Annotated in this window: 24 protein-coding genes; 14 read left to right on the top strand and 10 right to left on the bottom strand. The window is 63.4% G+C overall.

The window, feature by feature from the left end:
* Positions 1-10: 10 nt before the first annotated feature.
* Positions 11-928 (bottom strand): class I SAM-dependent methyltransferase, encoded by a 918-nt coding sequence (locus VIM95_RS05125; protein ID WP_331983700.1) that lies wholly within the window; start codon positions 926-928, stop codon positions 11-13.
* Positions 929-1,106: 178 nt separating this feature from the next.
* Between VIM95_RS05125 and VIM95_RS05130 the strand changes: the two genes are divergently transcribed.
* The gene (locus tag VIM95_RS05130; protein ID WP_331983702.1) at positions 1,107-1,739 is read left to right on the top strand and encodes a phosphatase PAP2 family protein; all 633 of its coding nucleotides are present in this window, start codon (positions 1,107-1,109) and stop codon (positions 1,737-1,739) included.
* A 12-nt stretch (positions 1,740-1,751) separates the two neighbouring features.
* Here the strand turns inward: VIM95_RS05130 and VIM95_RS05135 are convergent, their stop codons facing one another.
* The 4 genes from VIM95_RS05135 to VIM95_RS05150 all read right to left on the bottom strand — a co-directional run bounded on the left by VIM95_RS05135 (position 1,752) and on the right by VIM95_RS05150 (position 5,628).
* A complete protein-coding gene (locus VIM95_RS05135; RefSeq protein ID WP_331983704.1) occupies positions 1,752-3,107 on the bottom strand; it encodes an ATP-binding protein in 1,356 nt (451 codons plus the stop codon).
* On the bottom strand, positions 3,083-3,745 hold the full coding sequence (locus tag VIM95_RS05140) for a response regulator (protein WP_331983706.1): 663 nt from the start codon (positions 3,743-3,745) through the stop codon (positions 3,083-3,085). Before VIM95_RS05140 ends, VIM95_RS05135 begins: the two co-directional genes overlap by 25 nt.
* A gap of 23 nt (positions 3,746-3,768) precedes the next feature.
* Positions 3,769-4,593: an FTR1 family iron permease gene (locus tag VIM95_RS05145; protein WP_331983708.1), complete on the bottom strand. Its 825-nt coding sequence runs from the start codon at positions 4,591-4,593 to the stop codon at positions 3,769-3,771.
* 243 nt (positions 4,594-4,836) lie between these two features.
* Complete coding sequence (locus tag VIM95_RS05150; protein WP_331983710.1) at positions 4,837-5,628, bottom strand: hypothetical protein; 792 nt, start codon at positions 5,626-5,628, stop codon at positions 4,837-4,839.
* 378 nt (positions 5,629-6,006) lie between these two features.
* Here VIM95_RS05150 and VIM95_RS05155 point away from each other — a divergent pair, with 378 nt between their 5' ends.
* The 4 genes from VIM95_RS05155 (at position 6,007) to VIM95_RS05170 (ending at position 8,389) form a co-directional block, all read left to right on the top strand.
* Positions 6,007-6,576, top strand: a complete 570-nt coding sequence (locus VIM95_RS05155; protein WP_331983712.1) for a TetR/AcrR family transcriptional regulator — start codon at positions 6,007-6,009, stop codon at positions 6,574-6,576.
* Positions 6,577-6,638: 62 nt separating this feature from the next.
* Positions 6,639-6,926, top strand: a complete 288-nt coding sequence (locus VIM95_RS05160; RefSeq protein WP_331983714.1) for a YciI family protein — start codon at positions 6,639-6,641, stop codon at positions 6,924-6,926.
* The gene (locus VIM95_RS05165; RefSeq protein ID WP_331983716.1) at positions 6,923-7,540 is read left to right on the top strand and encodes a DNA-3-methyladenine glycosylase I; all 618 of its coding nucleotides are present in this window, start codon (positions 6,923-6,925) and stop codon (positions 7,538-7,540) included. The genes VIM95_RS05160 and VIM95_RS05165 overlap by 4 nt, the downstream gene beginning before the upstream one ends.
* Before the next feature lie 189 nt (positions 7,541-7,729).
* On the top strand, positions 7,730-8,389 hold the full coding sequence (locus tag VIM95_RS05170; RefSeq protein WP_331983718.1) for a response regulator transcription factor: 660 nt from the start codon (positions 7,730-7,732) through the stop codon (positions 8,387-8,389).
* Here VIM95_RS05170 and VIM95_RS05175 read toward each other — a convergent pair.
* Both VIM95_RS05175 and VIM95_RS05180 read right to left on the bottom strand, forming a co-directional pair.
* Positions 8,386-8,745 carry an MmcQ/YjbR family DNA-binding protein gene (locus tag VIM95_RS05175; protein WP_331983720.1) on the bottom strand — a complete coding sequence of 120 codons (360 nt, stop codon included), beginning with the start codon at positions 8,743-8,745 and terminating at the stop codon, positions 8,386-8,388. The two genes, VIM95_RS05170 and VIM95_RS05175, sit on opposite strands and share 4 nt — an antisense overlap.
* A complete protein-coding gene (locus tag VIM95_RS05180; protein ID WP_331983722.1) occupies positions 8,745-9,212 on the bottom strand; it encodes a GFA family protein in 468 nt (155 codons plus the stop codon). The genes VIM95_RS05175 and VIM95_RS05180 overlap by 1 nt, the downstream gene beginning before the upstream one ends.
* 308 nt (positions 9,213-9,520) lie before the next feature.
* Here VIM95_RS05180 and VIM95_RS05185 point away from each other — a divergent pair, with 308 nt between their 5' ends.
* On the top strand, positions 9,521-10,366 hold the full coding sequence (locus VIM95_RS05185) for a hypothetical protein (RefSeq protein ID WP_331983724.1): 846 nt from the start codon (positions 9,521-9,523) through the stop codon (positions 10,364-10,366).
* Between the two features lie 12 nt (positions 10,367-10,378).
* Here the strand turns inward: VIM95_RS05185 and VIM95_RS05190 are convergent, their stop codons facing one another.
* Positions 10,379-11,308, bottom strand: coding sequence for a LysR family transcriptional regulator (locus VIM95_RS05190; RefSeq protein WP_331983726.1), 930 nt, complete (start codon positions 11,306-11,308; stop codon positions 10,379-10,381).
* Between the two features lie 115 nt (positions 11,309-11,423).
* Between VIM95_RS05190 and VIM95_RS05195 the strand changes: the two genes are divergently transcribed.
* Together VIM95_RS05195 and VIM95_RS05200 are read left to right on the top strand one after the other, a co-directional pair.
* Positions 11,424-12,191, top strand: a complete 768-nt coding sequence (locus tag VIM95_RS05195; RefSeq protein WP_331983728.1) for an SDR family oxidoreductase — start codon at positions 11,424-11,426, stop codon at positions 12,189-12,191.
* 22 nt (positions 12,192-12,213) lie between these two features.
* Entirely contained in the window at positions 12,214-12,816 is a 603-nt protein-coding gene (locus VIM95_RS05200) for an NADPH-dependent F420 reductase (protein WP_331983730.1), read from the top strand.
* A 69-nt stretch (positions 12,817-12,885) separates the two neighbouring features.
* On the opposite strand, the gene VIM95_RS05205 is transcribed toward VIM95_RS05200, so the two are convergent.
* Positions 12,886-13,674, bottom strand: a complete 789-nt coding sequence (locus VIM95_RS05205) for a phosphodiesterase (protein WP_331983732.1) — start codon at positions 13,672-13,674, stop codon at positions 12,886-12,888.
* A 269-nt stretch (positions 13,675-13,943) separates the two neighbouring features.
* Here VIM95_RS05205 and VIM95_RS05210 point away from each other — a divergent pair, with 269 nt between their 5' ends.
* Genes VIM95_RS05210 through VIM95_RS05235 form a run of 6 tightly spaced genes read left to right on the top strand, consistent with a single transcriptional unit; the run spans position 13,944 to position 16,740 of the window.
* Positions 13,944-14,417, top strand: a complete 474-nt coding sequence (locus tag VIM95_RS05210) for an SRPBCC domain-containing protein (protein ID WP_331983734.1) — start codon at positions 13,944-13,946, stop codon at positions 14,415-14,417.
* A gap of 17 nt (positions 14,418-14,434) precedes the next feature.
* Entirely contained in the window at positions 14,435-14,896 is a 462-nt protein-coding gene (locus tag VIM95_RS05215; RefSeq protein ID WP_331983736.1) for an SRPBCC family protein, read from the top strand.
* Positions 14,880-15,251 (top strand): metalloregulator ArsR/SmtB family transcription factor, encoded by a 372-nt coding sequence (locus tag VIM95_RS05220; RefSeq protein WP_331983738.1) that lies wholly within the window; start codon positions 14,880-14,882, stop codon positions 15,249-15,251. The genes VIM95_RS05215 and VIM95_RS05220 overlap by 17 nt, the downstream gene beginning before the upstream one ends.
* A 49-nt stretch (positions 15,252-15,300) precedes the next feature.
* Positions 15,301-15,675 (top strand): lysozyme inhibitor LprI family protein, encoded by a 375-nt coding sequence (locus VIM95_RS05225; protein WP_331983740.1) that lies wholly within the window; start codon positions 15,301-15,303, stop codon positions 15,673-15,675.
* 11 nt (positions 15,676-15,686) lie between these two features.
* Entirely contained in the window at positions 15,687-16,034 is a 348-nt protein-coding gene (locus tag VIM95_RS05230; protein ID WP_331983742.1) for a GFA family protein, read from the top strand.
* Between the two features lie 49 nt (positions 16,035-16,083).
* On the top strand, positions 16,084-16,740 hold the full coding sequence (locus tag VIM95_RS05235) for a DUF3885 domain-containing protein (RefSeq protein WP_331983744.1): 657 nt from the start codon (positions 16,084-16,086) through the stop codon (positions 16,738-16,740).
* 579 nt (positions 16,741-17,319) lie between these two features.
* Here the strand turns inward: VIM95_RS05235 and trhA are convergent.
* On the bottom strand, positions 17,320-17,827 hold a 508-nt coding region (gene trhA / locus VIM95_RS05240; protein WP_331983747.1), incomplete at its 5' end, for a PAQR family membrane homeostasis protein TrhA.

Consider the following 17,827-nt stretch of genomic DNA (forward strand, 5'->3'; position numbering starts at 1 on the left):
ACCAACAGGGTCAGAGGCCGGGCTTGATCGCCGTCAGGTAGGCAATGCGCTCACTGCTCTGGAACTGCCCGCTCTCTATGCTGGGGCGCAGGATCTGCTCGAAAAAGGCGCGCTCATCAAGGCTGAAGCGCTCGGCCAGCACGGTGCCGTGGGTGGGCGTGAGCGGGTGGGGCGCACTGTCCAGAAAGGCTTCCCAGCTCGGCAGGCCGGCCGGGGCGATGTCGATATGCAGCTCCAGGTGCGGTTGGGCAAAGCCCGCGGCCTGTACCAGCTGCAGAAGGTCGCGCTCGGTGTAGTTGGTCAGCGGGTTGGCACGCAGGGCGGCCTCGGTATCGGGGAAGAGTGCCGCCTTCCAGCGGTGCAACAGCGGCAGGAAGCGGTCTTCGGGTGGGGCTGCCGGGTCGCTGACCAGTTTGCGCAGCGCACAGGCCACCAGGGCTTCGTCCTGAAAGATCGGCTCGGCCAGGGAGAGACGCCCACCGGGCTTGAGCACCCGGTAGCACTCCCGTAGCGCGACGAGCTTGTCTGCCACATAGGCCAGCACAGCGCGCGAGGTGACAGCGTCGAAGCGGGCGTCTTCCAGCGGCTGCAGGTCGGTGGCGGGACAGGGCAGGAAGGCGCACTGCGCCCACCAGCCCAAGGCCTTGGCCTGTTCTTCCGCATAACGCAGCATGGGCAGGGAGACATCGGTGAGCGTAACCGTCAACGCTCCGTCAAAACGCGCCAGGGCCTTGAACGGCACCAGCCCTTCGCCGCTGCCCAGGTCCAGCATCCGCATGCCCGGTGCGAGTGCTGCGCCATCCAGCACCTTGTCGGCATAGCGTTCCACCAGCTTGCGCAGGGCAGCCTGGTAGCAGCCATCGCCACCGTGGCGGCGTTGCAGCAGCCAGTTGGACCAGACGTCGGATTCGGGGGCGGCGATTTCCATGGTGCAGGGGCGGGCAAGGGAGAGCCTCCACTCTATTGGGACTCGCTTAGCGTTGGCTTAGAGCCTCGCCCCGCCTGGCTTTCCAAGCGCTGCTAAGTAAGGCCTAAGTCTGCCGCCTTACACCTTGCCACCATACGGACCGCAGGCATTTGCCCTGCACCGCACGGTGGAGAGGATCATGTCCCGTCACATTGGCCACGCGCTGCCCCTGGTCTTGCTGGTTTGCCTCGCTTCCTCGCCGGCTGCCCATGCTGGCGGTGGACCGCTGGGCATCGATCACCCTGTGCGCTACGACGACAGCGGCATCTGGAAGCGCAGCAACCAGACGGCCCTGATCGGCACGCTGGTGGTTGGCGAGATCGGGCTTGGCCTGTGGGAGGGCGGCGATAGCCGCTTGGGGCGGACCGATTGGCAGGCGATCGATGCCTCCCTGCTCAGCGCGGTCAGCACCGAGACGCTCAAGCGCGTCTTCCGGCGCGAACGGCCGATGAATACCAACGACCCGGACCAGTGGTTCAAGAGCAGCAAGGACAAGAGCTTCCCCAGTGGCGAGGTCTCGGCGGTTGCGGCCATCGTCACCCCCTTTGTGCTGGAGTATGGCCAGGACCACCCCGGTGTCTACCTGCTGGAAGCACTGCCGGTCTACGACGCCGTGGCACGGGTCAAGGTGCACGGGCATTGGCAGAGCGATGTGCTGGCCGGTTTTGCCATCGGTACCGCGGTGGGCTGGTATGCGCATTCGCGCCCCACCTCATTCACCTTGTCGGTACTGCCCGGCGGTGTGCGCGTGGGCTACAAGGCCCGCTGGTAGGGCTGCCCAGGCCTAGTGGGCACTTCCCATCGGCCAGCGCACAATCACCCGCAGCCCTGGCTGGTGGGGGGCGAGGTCGGAGGGCTCCAGCGAAAGTACCGCACCGCTGCGCTCGGCAATGGAATGGACGATGGCCAGCCCCAGACCCGAGCCGGTGCCCTGGCTGCCGGGTATGCGGTAGAAGGGGTCGAATACCCGCTCCCGCTCGGCCTCGGGTATACCCGGTCCGGAATCGCAGACCTCCAGTACCGGCTGTCCCATCCGGTTATAGGCCCACAAGTCCACCCGGCCGCCTTCCGGGGTGTAGCGGATGGCGTTGTCCGCCAGGTTGCGCAGCAGGGTATAGAGGTCCAGTTCGGCGGCATGGACTTGGACCTCGCCGTCGGGCAGTACGCCAATATCGATCTGTTTGGCAGCAGCCTGTGGCCAGAGGTCTTCCAGCACGCGGCGCATGATGAGATTGAGCGAGACTGGCTCCAGCTGGCTTTGCGGCCGGCCTTGGGCACGAGCCAGCGTCAGCAACTGCTCCAGCATGGCCTTGGCGCGCTGTATGCCTAGCCGCAAGGGCTGCAGGCGGCTGCGTGCCTCCGGCGCGGTGGCCTCGCTTTCCAGCTCCTCCAGTTGCAGCGATAGGGCGGTCAGCGGGGTGCGCAACTCGTGTGCCGCATCGGCCACAAAGCGCCGCTGCAGTGCCAAGGCCTGTTCCAACCGGCCGAGCAGGCGGTTGATGGAGCCGATGAAGGGGCGGACTTCGTCCGGTACGCCGGTATCCCGCAGGCTGGTCAGCTCGAACTCGCTCTTGCGGTCCAGCTCGGCCGAGAGTTGCGCCACCGGCGCCAGCATCTTGCGCACCAACAGGCTCACCATGCCGATCAGTACCGGGATCAGGATCACCAAGGGCAAGATGGTCTGGGTGGCAGCGCTATAGGCATTCTCGTCGCGCACCGCCGTCTGCTGGCCCACGGCCAGGCGCTCGCCGGTATGCAGGGTCTGCACGAACAAGCGCCAGTCTTCGTTGCCCACCCGGTAGGTCTGCAGCCCGTCCGGCAATTTGGCCGGCAGGTTCAGCGCGGTATCGTCACCCAGCTGAGGGGCTTGGCCATCCAGCACCTGGACGATGATCTTGGATTCCTCGTCGCGGTTGCCGGCATGCGCTTCGGCCAGACGGTTCTGGGTGGGCAGGTTGTGCTGGTCGATCAGCGCGGCCATCTGCCGCAGCTGGTCGTCCTGCAGATCGTTGGCCTCGCTGAAGGCGGAGTAAAAGGAGATCGCCCCGCCCAGCAGCGCCACCGCCAGGATGGCGGCCGATAGCCAGAAGGACAGCTGCCATTGCAGCGAGTGCCTCAGCTTTCCCTGGAGACCAGCCATCCTACCCCCCGTATATTGCGTATGACCGTGCTGCCCAGCTTTTTGCGTATGGCATGGATCAGGAACTCGATGGCATTGCTTTCCACCTCCTCGTTCCAGCCATAGATGCGATCCTCCAGCTCCCGGCGCGACAAGATGGCGCCGGGGCGCAGCAGCAGGGCCTGCAAGAGGGCGAACTCCTTGCCCGACAGCTGGGCCTGCTGCTCGCCGTAGCGTGCCTGCCGGGTGGCGGGGTCCAAGGTCAACTGCCCGCTGACCATGAGCGGGCCGCCGTTGCCACCGCGCCGGCGGATCACTGCGCGCATGCGGGCCAGCAGTTCGGACATCTCGAAGGGCTTGGGCACATAGTCGTCCGCGCCGAGGTCCAGGCCGCGTATCCGCTCCTCCACCTCGTCGCGCGCGGTGACGATCAGCACCGAGGTATCCGGGTCCACCCGGCGGATGCGCTGCAGCACCTCCAAGCCATCACGGCGCGGCAGACCCAGGTCGAGCAGGATCAAACCGTAGTGCTGGCTCTCAAAGGCGGTCAGCGCCGCGCTGCCATCCTGCACCCAGTCCACCGCGTAGCTGGCGGCCTTGAGGGCACGGACCATGGCCTCGCCGATCATGGCATCGTCTTCAACCAGCAGGATGCGCATGGCGCCATTCTCCTGGTGCGGTGTTAGCCCTGCCGCTTGGCCAGGGCCGGCTTGCCCAGCCTGCGCATCAGCAGCGTGATGCTCAGCAGGGTCGCCAGATAGACCGCCACCTGTATGCCGGCCGGACGGTCGGTATAGCCCACCAGGGCGTGCAGCATCTTGCCCGGTACGCTACGTTCGCTCAGCAGCCAGGAGCTGTCCCAGATACCCTCGCCCCAGCTGGGCAGCCAGCCGGCCGAGATCAGATAGCCCACCCCTTGGCTCGCCATGCCGGCAGCCAGCACGATGACCAGCGCATTGGTGACCGAGAACAGGCGGTGGGTTGGGATCTGCAACAGACCCAGGTACAGGGTGGCACCCACCGCCACGCCGCCGGTAGCGCCCAGCAGCGCGCCAATGATCATCGACCCGGGCTGGCCCGGTTCGCCTACGGCAATGCCATAGAGAAAGAGGATGGCTTCTGCCCCTTCGCGCAGCAGGGCGATCCCCACCACCACGGCCAGGCCGGGCAGGGAACGGCTGCCATCGGCCACCGCCTTGCCTACCGCCCCCAGCGCCTGCGCCATCTCGCGGCCGTGGCGGCCCATCCAGATGCTGTGCCAGGCCAGCATGGCCACGGCCAGGAACATGATGCCGGCGTTGAATAGCTCCTGGCCCATACCTTGCGCCCAGTTGGCAATCGCCTCGGCAAACACGGCGATCAGGCCTGCACCGGCTGCACCGGCGGCGAGGCCTATGCCTACCCACGTACCCCGGCGGGGTACGCCACGGGTGGCGGCGAGAATGATGGAAACGACCAGGGCGGCTTCGAGGATTTCCCTGAAAACGATCAGTGCGGTGGCGAGCATGGTGGCCTGGGCAAGCCGGCGCACCGGGAAGGTGCCGGCCCCTGTTGGGTGGAAAGTGAGCAGTGGGCCGATTAGAACGCCAGACCCTTAGTTGAAGCTTAGGACACCACCGAAGAAGTCCCTATTCCCGGGTTCGCAAGGCGCCGCCGATGGTGCGAGAAGCATGTGGTCGGTGCGGCAGGGCTTGAAAGCACCACGGCCCTCGCAAGGAGGGCCGTGGTGGTGTGGTGCAAGGGAGGAGGGCTAGGCTTGCTTGCTGCGGGCGTGGGCCTGGTCGCGGCGCTCGGTAAAGGTGGGGCGGTGCTCGGGGAAACGCACCCGGCCTTCCTGGAAGATGGCCTCGGCGGCGGCGTGGTCGCCCAGCGCCATCAGGCAGTCGCCCTTGGCCAGGAGCGCCACCATGCCATTGGGGTGTACCCACAGCGAGAGCACGAAGTCATCCAGCGCGGCACGGTGGTTGCCCAGCGTCATCTGGGTGTGGCCACGGTGGTCCAGCGCCTCGTAGAACAAGGGGAACAGCTCGATGGCCTTGCCGAATTCGGCGATCGCCTCAAAGGGCTTGGCTTCGTCGACCAGCTGGCGGGCGCGTTTGTAGTGGTCGTTGGCCTGGTGGACGATCTCGCGGGCGTTCTGGCCGGTGATGGTGATATAGCGCGGGAAGTCGGTCTGCTTGAGGTATTCGGCAAAGCCCACCAGCTCGTTCTGGTTGGGGGCCACATGGGCCAGCTTCTCCCAACCGGTATCGAAGGTCTCCACATCCATGATGGTATGGCGGCTCTCTACCTCGGCGTATTGCAGGCCTTCTGCGCTGGGCTTGTTATCCAGCGGGGCATAGCACAGGCAGTGCGCCAGCTGGTTGCCCTCAGGGCATTTGTCCACGGCCAGCAGCTTGACGGCTTGCCATCCGCCTTCGGTGTTACGGACCAGTACGTCACCGGCACGGCGGGATGATTCCTGGCCGTCGCGGCTGGGCGAACGGGATTCGGTAAGGTGGGAGCCGGCAGCACGAATGACAGAGGCGATGCGGTTGAGCATAGGGCGAGTCTCTCGTAGTTGGCAGGGCAAATATCGTTATACGCGCTTTTGCGTTTTTATGTTATTTGCATAAATTTAGCACATTCTGATATGCCATGCGACCTTGATAGCGCTGGTTTATGAGCCTGCAACAGGCTTGTCGGATTTACACCACGGGGTGTCGTCTCGGCCCACATAGGCTGGTTGCCGCCTGCCATGGGCATCACGGCAGGTTGGTCGCCCCGGGTGGCAGGCGAGGGCGGCAAGATAGGATGTATTGCTTGACTGACTAGGATGCTCGTCCTAAATTGGCGTCAGGCTAGGATGACCATCCTAGTTGGGCATGCGGCAACCTTACCCTGGCAATCTGCCCCGATATTTCACTCATAGGAGGGTGCCATGCGCGGCAACGATACCCGCGACCACATCGTGTCGGCAGCGGACCGGCTGTTCTACGAGCATGGCTATGCCCATACCTCGTTTACCGATATCGCCGGTGCGGTCGGCATCTCGCGCGGCAATTTCTATCACCACTTCAAGACCAAGGACGACATTCTGGAGGCGGTCATTGCCCATCGGCTGACGCAGACCAGGGCGATGCTGCAAGCCTGGGATGCGGCCGGTGGAGACGCTGCGGAACGCATACGCAGCTTCTCGCACATGCTGATTGCCAATCGTGAACCCATCATGCGTCATGGCTGTCCGGTTGGTGCCCTTTGCGGCGAGTTGGCCAAGCTGGGCCACAGCGCACTGCCGGAAGCGACGGGCTTGTTCTCTCTGTTCAGGGAGTGGCTGGCCGGAAAGTTCACGCTGCTTGGCTTTACCCAGACCGCTGACGACATGGCGCTGCACCTGCTGGCGCGTAGCCAGGGGATTGCTGCACTGGCGAATACCTTTCACGACGAAGCGTTCATCCGCAGGGAAGTCGGGCTGATGGATAGCTGGCTCGATGCCCAGCTGCGGCATTGACGCCTTGCAACGCACTGCACATCACAAGTGCCTGCTGTTCACTACCAAGAGGAGGTTCCACCGTGTATATCGTGCTGCTGAAGTTCTCCGCCAACCAAGGCCTGGCTGGTCAGTATATGGCTGCGCACAAGGCGTGGCTGCAACAAGGCTTTGACGAAGGCGTCTTTCTGCTGGCTGGCAGTCTGCTGCCCGGTTTGGGGGGCGCAATACTTGCCCATTGTGAGGAAGGTACCTCACTGAGAGATCGCGTGAATGCCGATCCCTTCGTGGTCGCCGGCGTCGTGAGCGCCGAAATCATGGAGGTGGCGCCCTCCAAGGCAGTGCAGTCCCTATCCTTCCTGGTGGCATGATCGTGACCGCAACTGTACTCGGGCTTGATGGGTTGCCGCGCTGCCGCTGGTGTTCGGCGGCACCGGAATTCCATGAATATCATGACAAGGAATGGGGCTTTCCCGTTGCCGATGACAAGCGCCTGTTTGAAAAGCTCTGCCTTGAGGGGTTTCAATCCGGCTTGAGCTGGCGGACCATCCTGGCCAAGCGGCCCCACTTCCGAAAAGTGTTCCACGAATTCGATTTTCACCTGCTTGCAAACTTCGACGAGCAGGATGTTGTCCGCCTGCTGGGAGACCGTGGCATTGTCCGGCATCGAGGCAAGATCGAAGCTGTGATCAACAACGCAAAGAAGGCAGTGGATCTCGTGGCTGCGGAGGGATCGTTTGCGGCCTTTGTTTGGCGCTTTGAGCCGGTTGCCACCGCGAATGGCTTGCCGCAGACGGCATCTACTTCACCTGAGGCGGTGGCACTTTCAAAGGCGCTCAAACAGCTTGGTTGGCGCTTTGTGGGGCCGACGACCACCTACGCATTCATGCAGGCCATGGGCTTGATCAACGATCATGCGCTCGGCTGTGTGATACGTGAGCGCGTAGCAGAGCAGCGCGCCACGTTCGCGCCTCCCGGCCGTTAGGTACGCAGCCGGGCCGCCACGGCTTCTTTCCTGTAGCAGGGGTACCTTGAGACCTACATCCACCGGGGTGCCATGTACGGTCTCATGGTCTATGCCTATCTCATAGGCGTATAGCAGCAGTACTTTGGAAAGATAACAAATACCGGCAGGGAGCCACCGCTCACCATGCCGGCCGGATGGAGGTCGGGAATGCGTTTATTGCTCCTCGAGGCAGAGGCCCGGCTGGGCGCCGAGCTGATCGTGGCGCTGCGGGCCGCCTGCTTCGCCGTGGATTGGGTCAAGGCGCCTTGTGCGGGGGTGACTGCCTGTGCCGCGCAGGACTATGCCGTGGCAGTGGTGGCGGTGGAATCGACCCACTGCGCCGGCATGGCGGCGCTGGGCCGCATGCGGCAGCTTTGCCCCAGCATTGCCCTGCTGGGCATGGCCGCGAGTGCGGATGCGGATATCCGTATCCGGGGCCTGGATGCCGGCGCGGACGACTTTCTGGTCAAACCCTTTGACGTGCGGGAGCTGCTGGCCCGTATACGCGCCGTGATGCGTGGTAACAGCGGCCATTGCCTGCCGGTGATCCAGCACGGCGAGATCGGGCTCGACACCATCCGGCTGTGCGCCGTCGCCGGCGGTGAGCAGATCGCCCTGACCCGGCGGGAATATTCGGTCCTGCACACCTTGATGCGCTACCCGGGTGCCGTGGTGCCGCGCAGCCAGCTGGAGGAAAGCCTCTACGGCTGGGACGAAGAGATCGAGAGCAATATGGTGGATGTGACCATCCACAAGATCCGCCGCAAGCTCGGTAGCGATGCGATACGCAATGTACGCGGCGCGGGCTGGACCATGACGGGCGGCTAGCCGGCGGTGATGGTGGCCTGCGCGCGTTTGGAAAGGCTGTGCAGCGCCTTGCGGTAGGACCAGGCGACCAGCTCTTGCAGATAGTCCTCGGGGAAGGTCGCCACCGTCACGATGGTGAGCCAATGATAACGCCCCCGGTAGCGTGCCGGTTTGACGCCGGGCACGTCGGTCAGCTCCAGAAAGCGCTCCGGGGTGGCCCGAAAGCTGAAGCGCCAGCGCTCGGGGTCCGATAGCTTGAAGTAGGCGAACTCCTTGCCGCCCACCGAATACACCAGCACGTTGCCGGGTGGGCCCCAGGTCTTGACGGTGGCGCCCGGGAATCGGGCGCAGAACTGCTGCAGGGCTTCAACATCCATCAGCGGGTTTCCTCGGCGGCGCTCAGGTCTGACCAGGCCGCGATCAGGGCGTCGAAGCTATCGGGGTTGCCGCCGTAGCACAGCCCCGGCAACTGGCCCAGCCAGGGCTGGGCGCTGTCGGTCCAGATATGGCCGGCCAGCTGCAGCTGGCGGGTATCGTCCAGGGTACCGGGCTTGATGCTCATCACCACATCCTGCCCCAGCACCTGGTGGAACAGGCGGGTACCGCAGTTGGGGCAGAAGCGGCAGGCCATCTGCCGGCCCGATGGCATGGTCCGCACCCATTCCTTGACCGGTGTGCCGCTGGTCTCTACGTGGTAGTTTCTGATCCACAGCGCCATGCCAAAGGCGCTGGAGGACTGCCGCTGGCACTCGGTGCAATGGCAGGCAAAGACGGTGAGGGGCTCGCCCTTCACCGCATAGCGCACCTCGCCGCATTGGCAGCTGCCGGTGTAGGTTTTTTGCATGGGGGCCGTCATGGTTGCCAGGTTCCAGGTGGCAGCATACCGGTTTGCGCCTGGCCCGGCACGCGCACGGGCAAGGCTTTGTTTTCATGGTCAGGGATGACTACGCTTTAGCTATGCCCAAGCACCGCGGCCGCCTGGAACAAGGCTTCCAGAGGCTTGTCGGGGCGGGTGGCAAGCTATGTTTCCTCTTTGCGATGGCGGCCGGAGCCGGTATTTTCTGGAGCAGAACCGCATTCTTGCCGCGCCAAACAGGGGGACAAAACATGCAGACAACACAAGTGGGATATCCGTGCTGTTTGCGCTTAGGTATGGGCCTGGCCGCCGCCGGGCTGTCGCTCACAGCCGTGGCCGGCAACTATTGGCAGGGTGTGGGCCGTACCTTGCCTGTCTCGCCACAGGGCAATGTGGTGGCCGTTTCTTGCCACAATTGCTACGGCAGCAGCAATGCCGATACCCAGGCCCAGGTGGCCATGGCGCTGGGGCGGGACTTTGACCTGGTTGAGCTGGACCTGACTGTGCACAGCGATGGCCAGGTCTATGTGGAACACGACCGCAGCGAGGCGGCCGTGGGGACGCTGGCGCAGGCGCTGGCCAACCCGGCCCTGCAGCAGAGCAACCGGCTGCTCTTTCTGGAACTGAAGGGCAACTACACCACACCGGCCGACAGCGATGCGCTGGTGCTGGGCGTTTTACGGGCCATCCGCGACGGTGGCTATGCCACTGCCAAACGCCCTGCGACCTTGCGGGCCTTTATGGACGGTAACAACCGGCAACAGCACCTGGTCCGCGCCAAGTCCCTGCTCAGCCTGGCCGAGTTTGCCGGCATCCGCAGCTATGTGCGCTTCCATAGCCTGCTCCGCAGTGATGTGCTGAACGGCATACGTATCAGCAAGCAAATGGGCCTGGAGGGCGTGGAGCTGGAGTACCGCACGCCCGACCTGGCCGCTGGTTTGCAATTGGCCAGGCAACTGGGCTTGGGCGTGGGTGTCTTCACCACGCCGGCCAGCGAAGGCGAGCGCTATCTGCTGGGGCTGCGCGACGAGGTGGACTTCATTACCACCGATTACGACCGGGCCCAGACCGCCGCCGCCAGGTCGGTACGCAGCCTGATCCAGGCTAACCTGCCATCCAACCATGCCGAGGGTGCGCCCTGAGTGCCGCTGCCGTTAGCCCAGGCTGCCAGCCAGCCGTTCAGCCAGGCCTTGTTGCTTGAAGGCCTCGGTCACGTAGTCCACAAAGGCCCGGGTCTTGCCGGGTAGCAGATTGCGACTGGCGTAGTAGAGCGAGATCGGGCCGGCGTCGGCATACCATTTGGGTAGCACGCGCACCAATTCCCCACGTTCCAGATAGGGAAGGGCGTCGGCCATGGCGATCATGGCGGCCCCGAGGCCCAGCACGGCGGCCTGCGCGATGGCGGCAGGATCGTTGAAAACCAGGCTGGCGGGCAATTCGGCGGTTTGTGTTGCTCCTGCGGCATTGCGTAACGTCCACAGGCGGACGCGCCCTGTCTTGGCCGAGCGCATCAGAATACCATCCATAGCCGCCAGATCAGCCGGTGTGGCGGGCTTGCGGCGGCCTTTCATATAGGCCGGTGAGGCAACCGCCACGATATGGGCCGGCGCCAAGGTGCGGGCCACCAGGCCGGGCGTCAGTTCAAAGCCGCCACCAATGGCGGCGTCAAAACCCTCGGCGATCAGGTCTACCTGGCGGTTATCGAACTGCCAATCGATCTGCACCTTGGGGTAGCGGGCGCTGAACCCCGGCAGCAGCGGCAGCAGATGGTTGATGCCGAACACCTGCGCAACGCTGACCTTGAGCACCCCCATCGGCTCACCCTCATCGCCGGTAATTTCGGCAATGGCGTCCTGCAGGCCATCCAGGTGTGCCCCCACCCGTTGCAGGAAACGCTCGCCGGCTTCGGTCAGGGTGAGCTTGCGGGTGCTGCGCTGGAACAGCCGGGTGCTCAGGTTCTGCTCCAGTTGCGCCACGTTACGGCTCACCGCAGCGGGCGTGAGGCCCAGCTGCCTGGCGGCAGCCGAGAAGCTGCCCAGCTCGGCGCTGTGGGTGAATGAAGCGAGATTGGCCAGCGTTTCCATGGTGGTTATCTTCAAGTAAAGCTTGAAATTGATTCTAGCAATTACCGGCTACCGGGTGGGGAGTGTGGCGGGCATTGTTCGCTCCACGTAATCCAACTTCTCTCGGAGCTTGAACATGACTAGCCTCAGTATCCCCTCGTCACTTCCCCTGGCTGGCAAGGTCGCCCTTGTTACCGGCGGCTCGCGCTCCATCGGCGCCGCCATCGCCAAGCGCTTGGCGACCGACGGTGCCCGCGTGGCCATCACCTACTTCGGTTCGCCGGCCAAGGCGGCCGAAGTTGTCGCTGCCATTGAAACCACAGGTGGCAAGGCGATCGCCATCCAGGCCGATGCCGGCGACGCGGCTGCAGTGCGCGCAGCGGTTGCCAAGGTGGTGGCCGACTTCGGCGCGCTGGACATCCTGGTCAACAACGCCGGTATCGCCCAGGGTGGCGGGCCTATCGAGCAGATCAGCTTCGAGGACTACCAGCGCATGATCGCGGTCAATGTGACCGGCGTGTTTGTCGCCACCCAGGAGGCCGCGCGCCATATGGGCCAGGGCGGTCGCATCATCCATATCGGCAGCTCCATGACCCGCTACGCCAGCTTCCCTGGCGCCTCGCTCTACACCTTGACCAAGGGCGCGGTGACGGGCTTCAACCGTAGCCTGACCCGCGATCTGGGCCCGCGCGGCATTACCGTCAACACGGTACACCCCGGCCCGACCGATACCGATATGAACCCCGCCGATGGCGCCCTCGCCCAACTGGTCGGCCCCGGCATGGCTATCGGCCGCTACGGCCTGGCGAGCGAAGTGGCACATGTGGTGGCCTTTTTGGCCAGCCCGGGCGCGGCTTTGGTGACCGGCGCCGACGTGGTCGCCGACGGCGGCTTTACTGCCTGATCTGAACCCAAGGAGAACCATCATGAAAAGCATAGGCATTCTCGGCGCCGGCCAGATCGGCAGCGCCTTCGCCCAACTACTCGCCCGGCACCAGATCCCGGCCGTCATTGCCAACAGCCGCGGGCCAGCGTCGCTGGCCGAGCTGGTCAAGGCCCTGGGGCCTGGCATCCGTGCGGGCACGCGGGAGGAAGCGGCTGCTCAGGACATCGTGCTGGTGGCGGTGAATTGGTCCAAGCTGCCCACCGCCTTGGCCGGGCTGCCGGATTGGCAGGGCCGCATCGTGATCGACGCCAACAACCCTATTGAGGCCCCGCTGTTCCAACCTTTAGAACTGGGTGGGCGGCTCTCCAGCGAGATCGTGGCCGAGCTGGTGCCCGGCGCCCGTGTGGTAAAGGCCTTCAACCACCTGAAGGTGGCGTTGATGACCAGCGACCCGCACGCCGAGGGTGGCCGGCGCGTGCTGTTCTACTCGGGTGATGATGCGCCCGCCCGCGCCGAGGTTGGTGACCTGATCGATCAGCTGGGCTTCTTTGGCATCGACCTGGGTACGCCGGCCGTGGGGGGGCAGCTGGCGCAGTTCCCCGGTGGCCCACTGCTGGCGCTCAATCTTGCCAAGTTCGGTTGATTGAGCAGGCAAGGCAAAACGGCCGGGTCAGCCCGGCCGTTTGTGTCTTTGGGCCGCCAGGTCACAGGGTCAGTACAAATACGGCCCCGGGTGGCTGCCGGTGACCGCCACATGGCTGGTAAAGCCCTCGCTGGTCCATTGGTGCAGCATAAAGCCGGCGGGTTCAAGGCTATAGCCCAGCGGCGCGCCGGGGCGCAGGTCCAGGGCGATCTGGTGGGCGCTGCTGGGGCAGGTAAGGGCGCGGTGGCCGCCAACCAGGGTCTGGATATTGCGGTGCAAATGACCGCATAGGATCAACTGCACTTGAGGGTGGCGGGCAACGATGGCGGTGAAAGCCTCGCGGCCGGTAAGGCCGATCTGGTCCATGGCGGTGATGCCGGTCAGAAACGGCGGGTGGTGCATGAGGATCAGCGTGGGCTGGCCGGGTGCCGCGGTCAGGGCCTTGTCCAGCCAATCCAGCCGCGCTTGGCACAGCTCGCCGCGGCTGGCGCCGGGCACCAGGGTATCGAGCCCGATGATGCGCAAGGGGCCGGCCTCCACCACATACTGCAACCAACCCTCACGCGGCAGGTAGCCATGCTCCGGGAAGGCGGCGCGCAGCCCGTCGCGCGAGTCGTGGTTGCCGGGGATCAAGAGCAGCCGCTGCGTAAGCGGGGCCAGCAGCTGGCGCAAGTGGGCGTATTCCTCCGCATTGCCAGCATCCACCAGGTCTCCTGTCAGCACGATCAAATCTGGCTGCGCCGGTAGCGCCAGCACGGCGGCCACACAGTCTCGCAGCAGGCGGGCGGTGTCTACACGGCCCTCTGCCAGCTGGCCGGAGCGCTGGATGTGTGTATCGGTGATCTGGGCAATCAGCATCGTCGTTGTCTCGTTGGCGGAGCCTGGTTGACCGCTTCTTTTGCCTGATAGTGACCCACCAGAAGGGCAAAGCCAAGCGCCTGCATATTGCTACGGGGGGTAACACCGGCGTTTTCTGTACATGCGGACAGCGCCTTGTAGGGTAGTGCGGGCGAGAAGCGCGTGCCGATGAGCGGTCGTCTCAATATGCAACTTTATGGTTGCATTTTGTCGAGCGATGGTTGTAGAGTGAATGCGCAACCAAATGGTTGCTCTAAAGGAGCAATACCATGAGCCACTACCAGCAAAGCCTTGTTATTGAAGCCTCCCCGGCCGCCGTCTACGCTGCCCTTGCCACCCCCACCGGCCTCAAGGGCTGGTGGACCGAAGATTGCGAGGGCGCAAGCCAGACCGGCGGCAGCCTGCAGTTCCGCTTTGGCGACACCCACAAGACCATGCGCATTGAACGGTTGGAACCGGGCCGGCTGGTGCACTGGCGCTGTACCCAGGCACATGTGGCCATCGCCGAGCTCAGCCGCAAGGACGAATGGGTGGGTACCGAGCTGGCATTTCAGCTCAGCGACCTGGGCGCAGGCCGCACCCGGCTGGACTTCAGCCACTATGGCCTGACCCCGGCGCTGGAGTGCTATGAACTGTGCAACAGGGGCTGGCAGCACTTCTTGGGCAGCCTGCAACAATATGCGCAGACCGGCAAAGGCACCCCCTATGAAATGGCGGAAGAAGGTGCAAAATGTGTGCATTAAAAAAGGAGGAGGCCCAGATGTCCGAGACCGACCGTATTGAACGCAAGATCGTGATCCAGGCCCCGCGCGAGCGGGTGTGGCAGGCGCTGGCCAATGCAGAGCAGTTTGGCACCTGGTTCGGTGCCAAGCTGCAGAACCAGGCCTTCGAACCCGGCAAGCGGGTGCGCGGGCAGATCACCACCTGCGGCTTTGAGCATATCTACTTCGACGTGGTGGTAGACCGCATGGAGCCGCCCACGCTGTTCTCCTACCGCTGGCACCCCTTCCCGGTGGACCCGAACGAGAACTACGCGCTGGAAGAGCCCACCCTGGTGACCTTTACCCTGGCGGAGATGGAGGACAAGGCTACCCTGCTGACGGTGGTGGAGTCCGGCTTTGACAAGGTACCACCGCACAGGCGGCTGGAAGCCTTCCGCATGAACGACAAGGGCTGGGCTGCCCAGCTCAACTGCATCGCCAAGTATGTCACCGCTCAGTAAGCCGCCTGCGGGCAGCGGGGTACCCGCAATTGTGGAGGCCAGCGATACGCTGGCCGGCATCTTTGCCGCCCTGGGCGACCCCACGCGCTTGAAACTGGTGGCCGTACTGTGCGCAGGCGGGGCGTTCTCCATCGCCCAGCTCACTGCCAGCACCGACATCAGCCGCCAGGGCGTGACCAAGCACCTGCAGGTACTGGCCGAGGCGGGCGTGGTGCGCGACGTAAAGCACGGCCGCGAGCGGCTGTGGCTGCTGGAACCCGGCCAGATTGAAGAAGCCCGCCGCACGCTGGAAGTGATAGGCCGTGAATGGGACGTGGCGCTGGGCAAGCTGAAGGCATTTGTAGAAAGCCCCTGAAGGGCGGTACCCGTAACGAGATCCATAATAATTTGGAGGAAATGCAATCTTGCCCCGGAAATTCACCTGCCTGGCCTTGCTGGCCGTGGCGATCAGCAGCAGCGTCTATGCCAAATGCGAGCGTAACGAGTATGGCGTGTATGAGGAAAATACCTGTGCCTATGAGGCACAGGAAAAGGCCGACAAGCAGCTGAATGTGGTCTACAGGGACCTCATGAGCGTGCAGGATGAGGAAGGGAAGAAAAAGCTGAAGGCGGCACAGATGGCATGGATCAAATACCGCGATGCGGAATTGACCTTTGTGTATAGCGTTGAGAGTGGTTCCATAGGTCAGCTGGTTGCAGCGAACCAGCATGAGCGCATTACCCGGGAGCGCACCAAGATACTGTCTGACTGGCTTAAGAACACTAACTGGAATCGTTAAGGAGAGGCGACATGAAATACGAAGGAAGCTGCCATTGCGGCAAGATCAAGTTCGAGGTGGAAGGCGAGATCGACTCGGTGACCGAATGCAACTGTTCCATCTGCCAGCGCAAAGGCACCCTCATGTGGTTCGTCCCCCGCACCGCCCTGCGCCTGCTCACCCCTGAAGCGAACTTGAGCACCTATCTTTTCAACAAGCACAAGATCAAGCACCACTTCTGCGCCAACTGCGGCATCCAGCCCTACGGCGAAGCCACCGCCCCCAATGGCGCCGATATGGCGGCGGTAAATATCCGCTGCCTGGAGGGGGTGGATATCAAGGCCTACCCGGTGAACCTATTTGATGGCAGGTCGGTTTGATGGGCGGGCGGTGTAAGTCTGCTTGACCGCGATATTTGAAAGTTGATGATTGAACCTGAGAAATAAACTTGATGCGGTCTTTGACGGTAGAGCCTTTCTGAGGCCGCTTTTTTACAGCTATCCCGGTGGATTGCGGTTCGAGCTATCGGAGGGTAGCGATGCGATCGCTATGTTTCTGACTGCGATGCGCAAAGCCAAGGATATCTGTAGCGATGTGTTTGCCGAGGCTGAAACGATCACGGTGGTCCTAGGGGCTTATACCTGGGGGAACGCTCACGTCTATCGGGATATGCTCAAGGCACTTCGGCGAGCGGGGATTTTGATACCCAGGCAACGATGCATATGGGTACAGCGGCATCCGGAAGAGGACGTCCTTCCAGAAGATGAGACTCGGCGTGTGTTCCTGGCCTTTGACGTGTCTAAATCGCTGATGGAAAACCTGCTCTGGTGTGCGCTATCACAAGACCTGGGTATCCAGCCTAGCCCACACTGTTCGGTCTATCTGGCTCATTTGCCAGAGGGTTTGCTGGTACTGCCATATGACGACCGTGGAATGGATATCGTCGGGCCGAATCACCTGCGCCTGGCTATGTTGTATGACCGCTTTCAGTCTTACTTGCTGGATTACGACAGAGCAGCGATGGACGAGACGTTCTATACTTCGAAGTCAAGAGTTGATGGTGGGGCTGCAGCTTTTGAAGTCTAGAAACCACCTCTCTGCCATGAGGCCTAGGCGCCCCACCATCCCACTCGCCGATTGGCGTATCGCATCTGATCTGGAGGGCAGCCGCGCCATCCAGCGCCACTCGGCTATGCCGGCAACTGGCTGCACGTGTGCGGGCTGCCAGCGCTGGTCGCAGATTGCCCAGCATGTACTACCCACCGACTTGCAGGGGCAGCTTGCACGGTTGGGCATACAGCCTGAATACCCCGCTGACCTCTATGCCATGGGACGAGGAGATGGCTCGGTCGAGTACCGTGTCATCTACCAGCTTGTAGGGCGTCTGCTGTCCGGCCCCGCAGCGTGGCGAGAGGATGCCGCGCTGGCAGCAAAGGTGCTGACTTATCAGGTACTGCGGCCAGCGCCGCAATACTTTGCCGCAGTCGTGCTTCCCCACCGAGAAGTCCCGGGTGCGGTGCCAATGCTTGGTGAGGAAGACGTAGGCGAACTATTGCAGATTGAGCTGCGGATTCATGTCCCGTAAAAAGGCAAATAAAGTGACGGCCGGCGTTCCAATTTACGACCCGCCTTTGATTTTATGGCTGTGAATTTTCAGTAGATATTTCACACCACAAACCGCAGCACAGTGAAGTAATGGCTGGCCGTGCCGCAAAGCACCAGCAGATGCCAGACCCCATGCGCATGGCGCCAGCGGTCGTCGAACCAGTAGAACACCACGCCCACGGTGTAGCAGGCTGCGCCCAGCAGCAGGTAGAGCAGGGCGTGGGTCGAGAGGCGTTCGAACAGGGGCGCGGCGGCAGCGATACCCAGCCAGCCCATGGCGAGATAGAGTGGGACCGAAGGCGGGCTTTCCTTGCGGGCCAACAGCTCGCGGGCAATGCCCACGAGCGCGATGGCGCAGACCAGGCCGAACAGCGTCCAGCCCCAGCCGCCACGCAGGGTAACGAGGGTGAAGGGCATATAGGTGCCTGCGATCAAGAGGTAGATGGCGCAGTGGTCGGCCTTGGCGAACCAGGCCTTGGGCCGGCCGCGTGTGCCGTGGAACAGGGTAGAGGCGGTGTATAGCGCGATCATGGCGGCGCTGAACAGGCTGGCGCTGACGATCTTGAAG

Origin of the sequence: Chitinimonas sp., assembly GCF_036568685.1 — a bacterium.
In the GTDB taxonomy this organism is placed as follows: Bacteria; Pseudomonadota; Gammaproteobacteria; order Burkholderiales; family Chitinimonadaceae; genus Chitinimonas.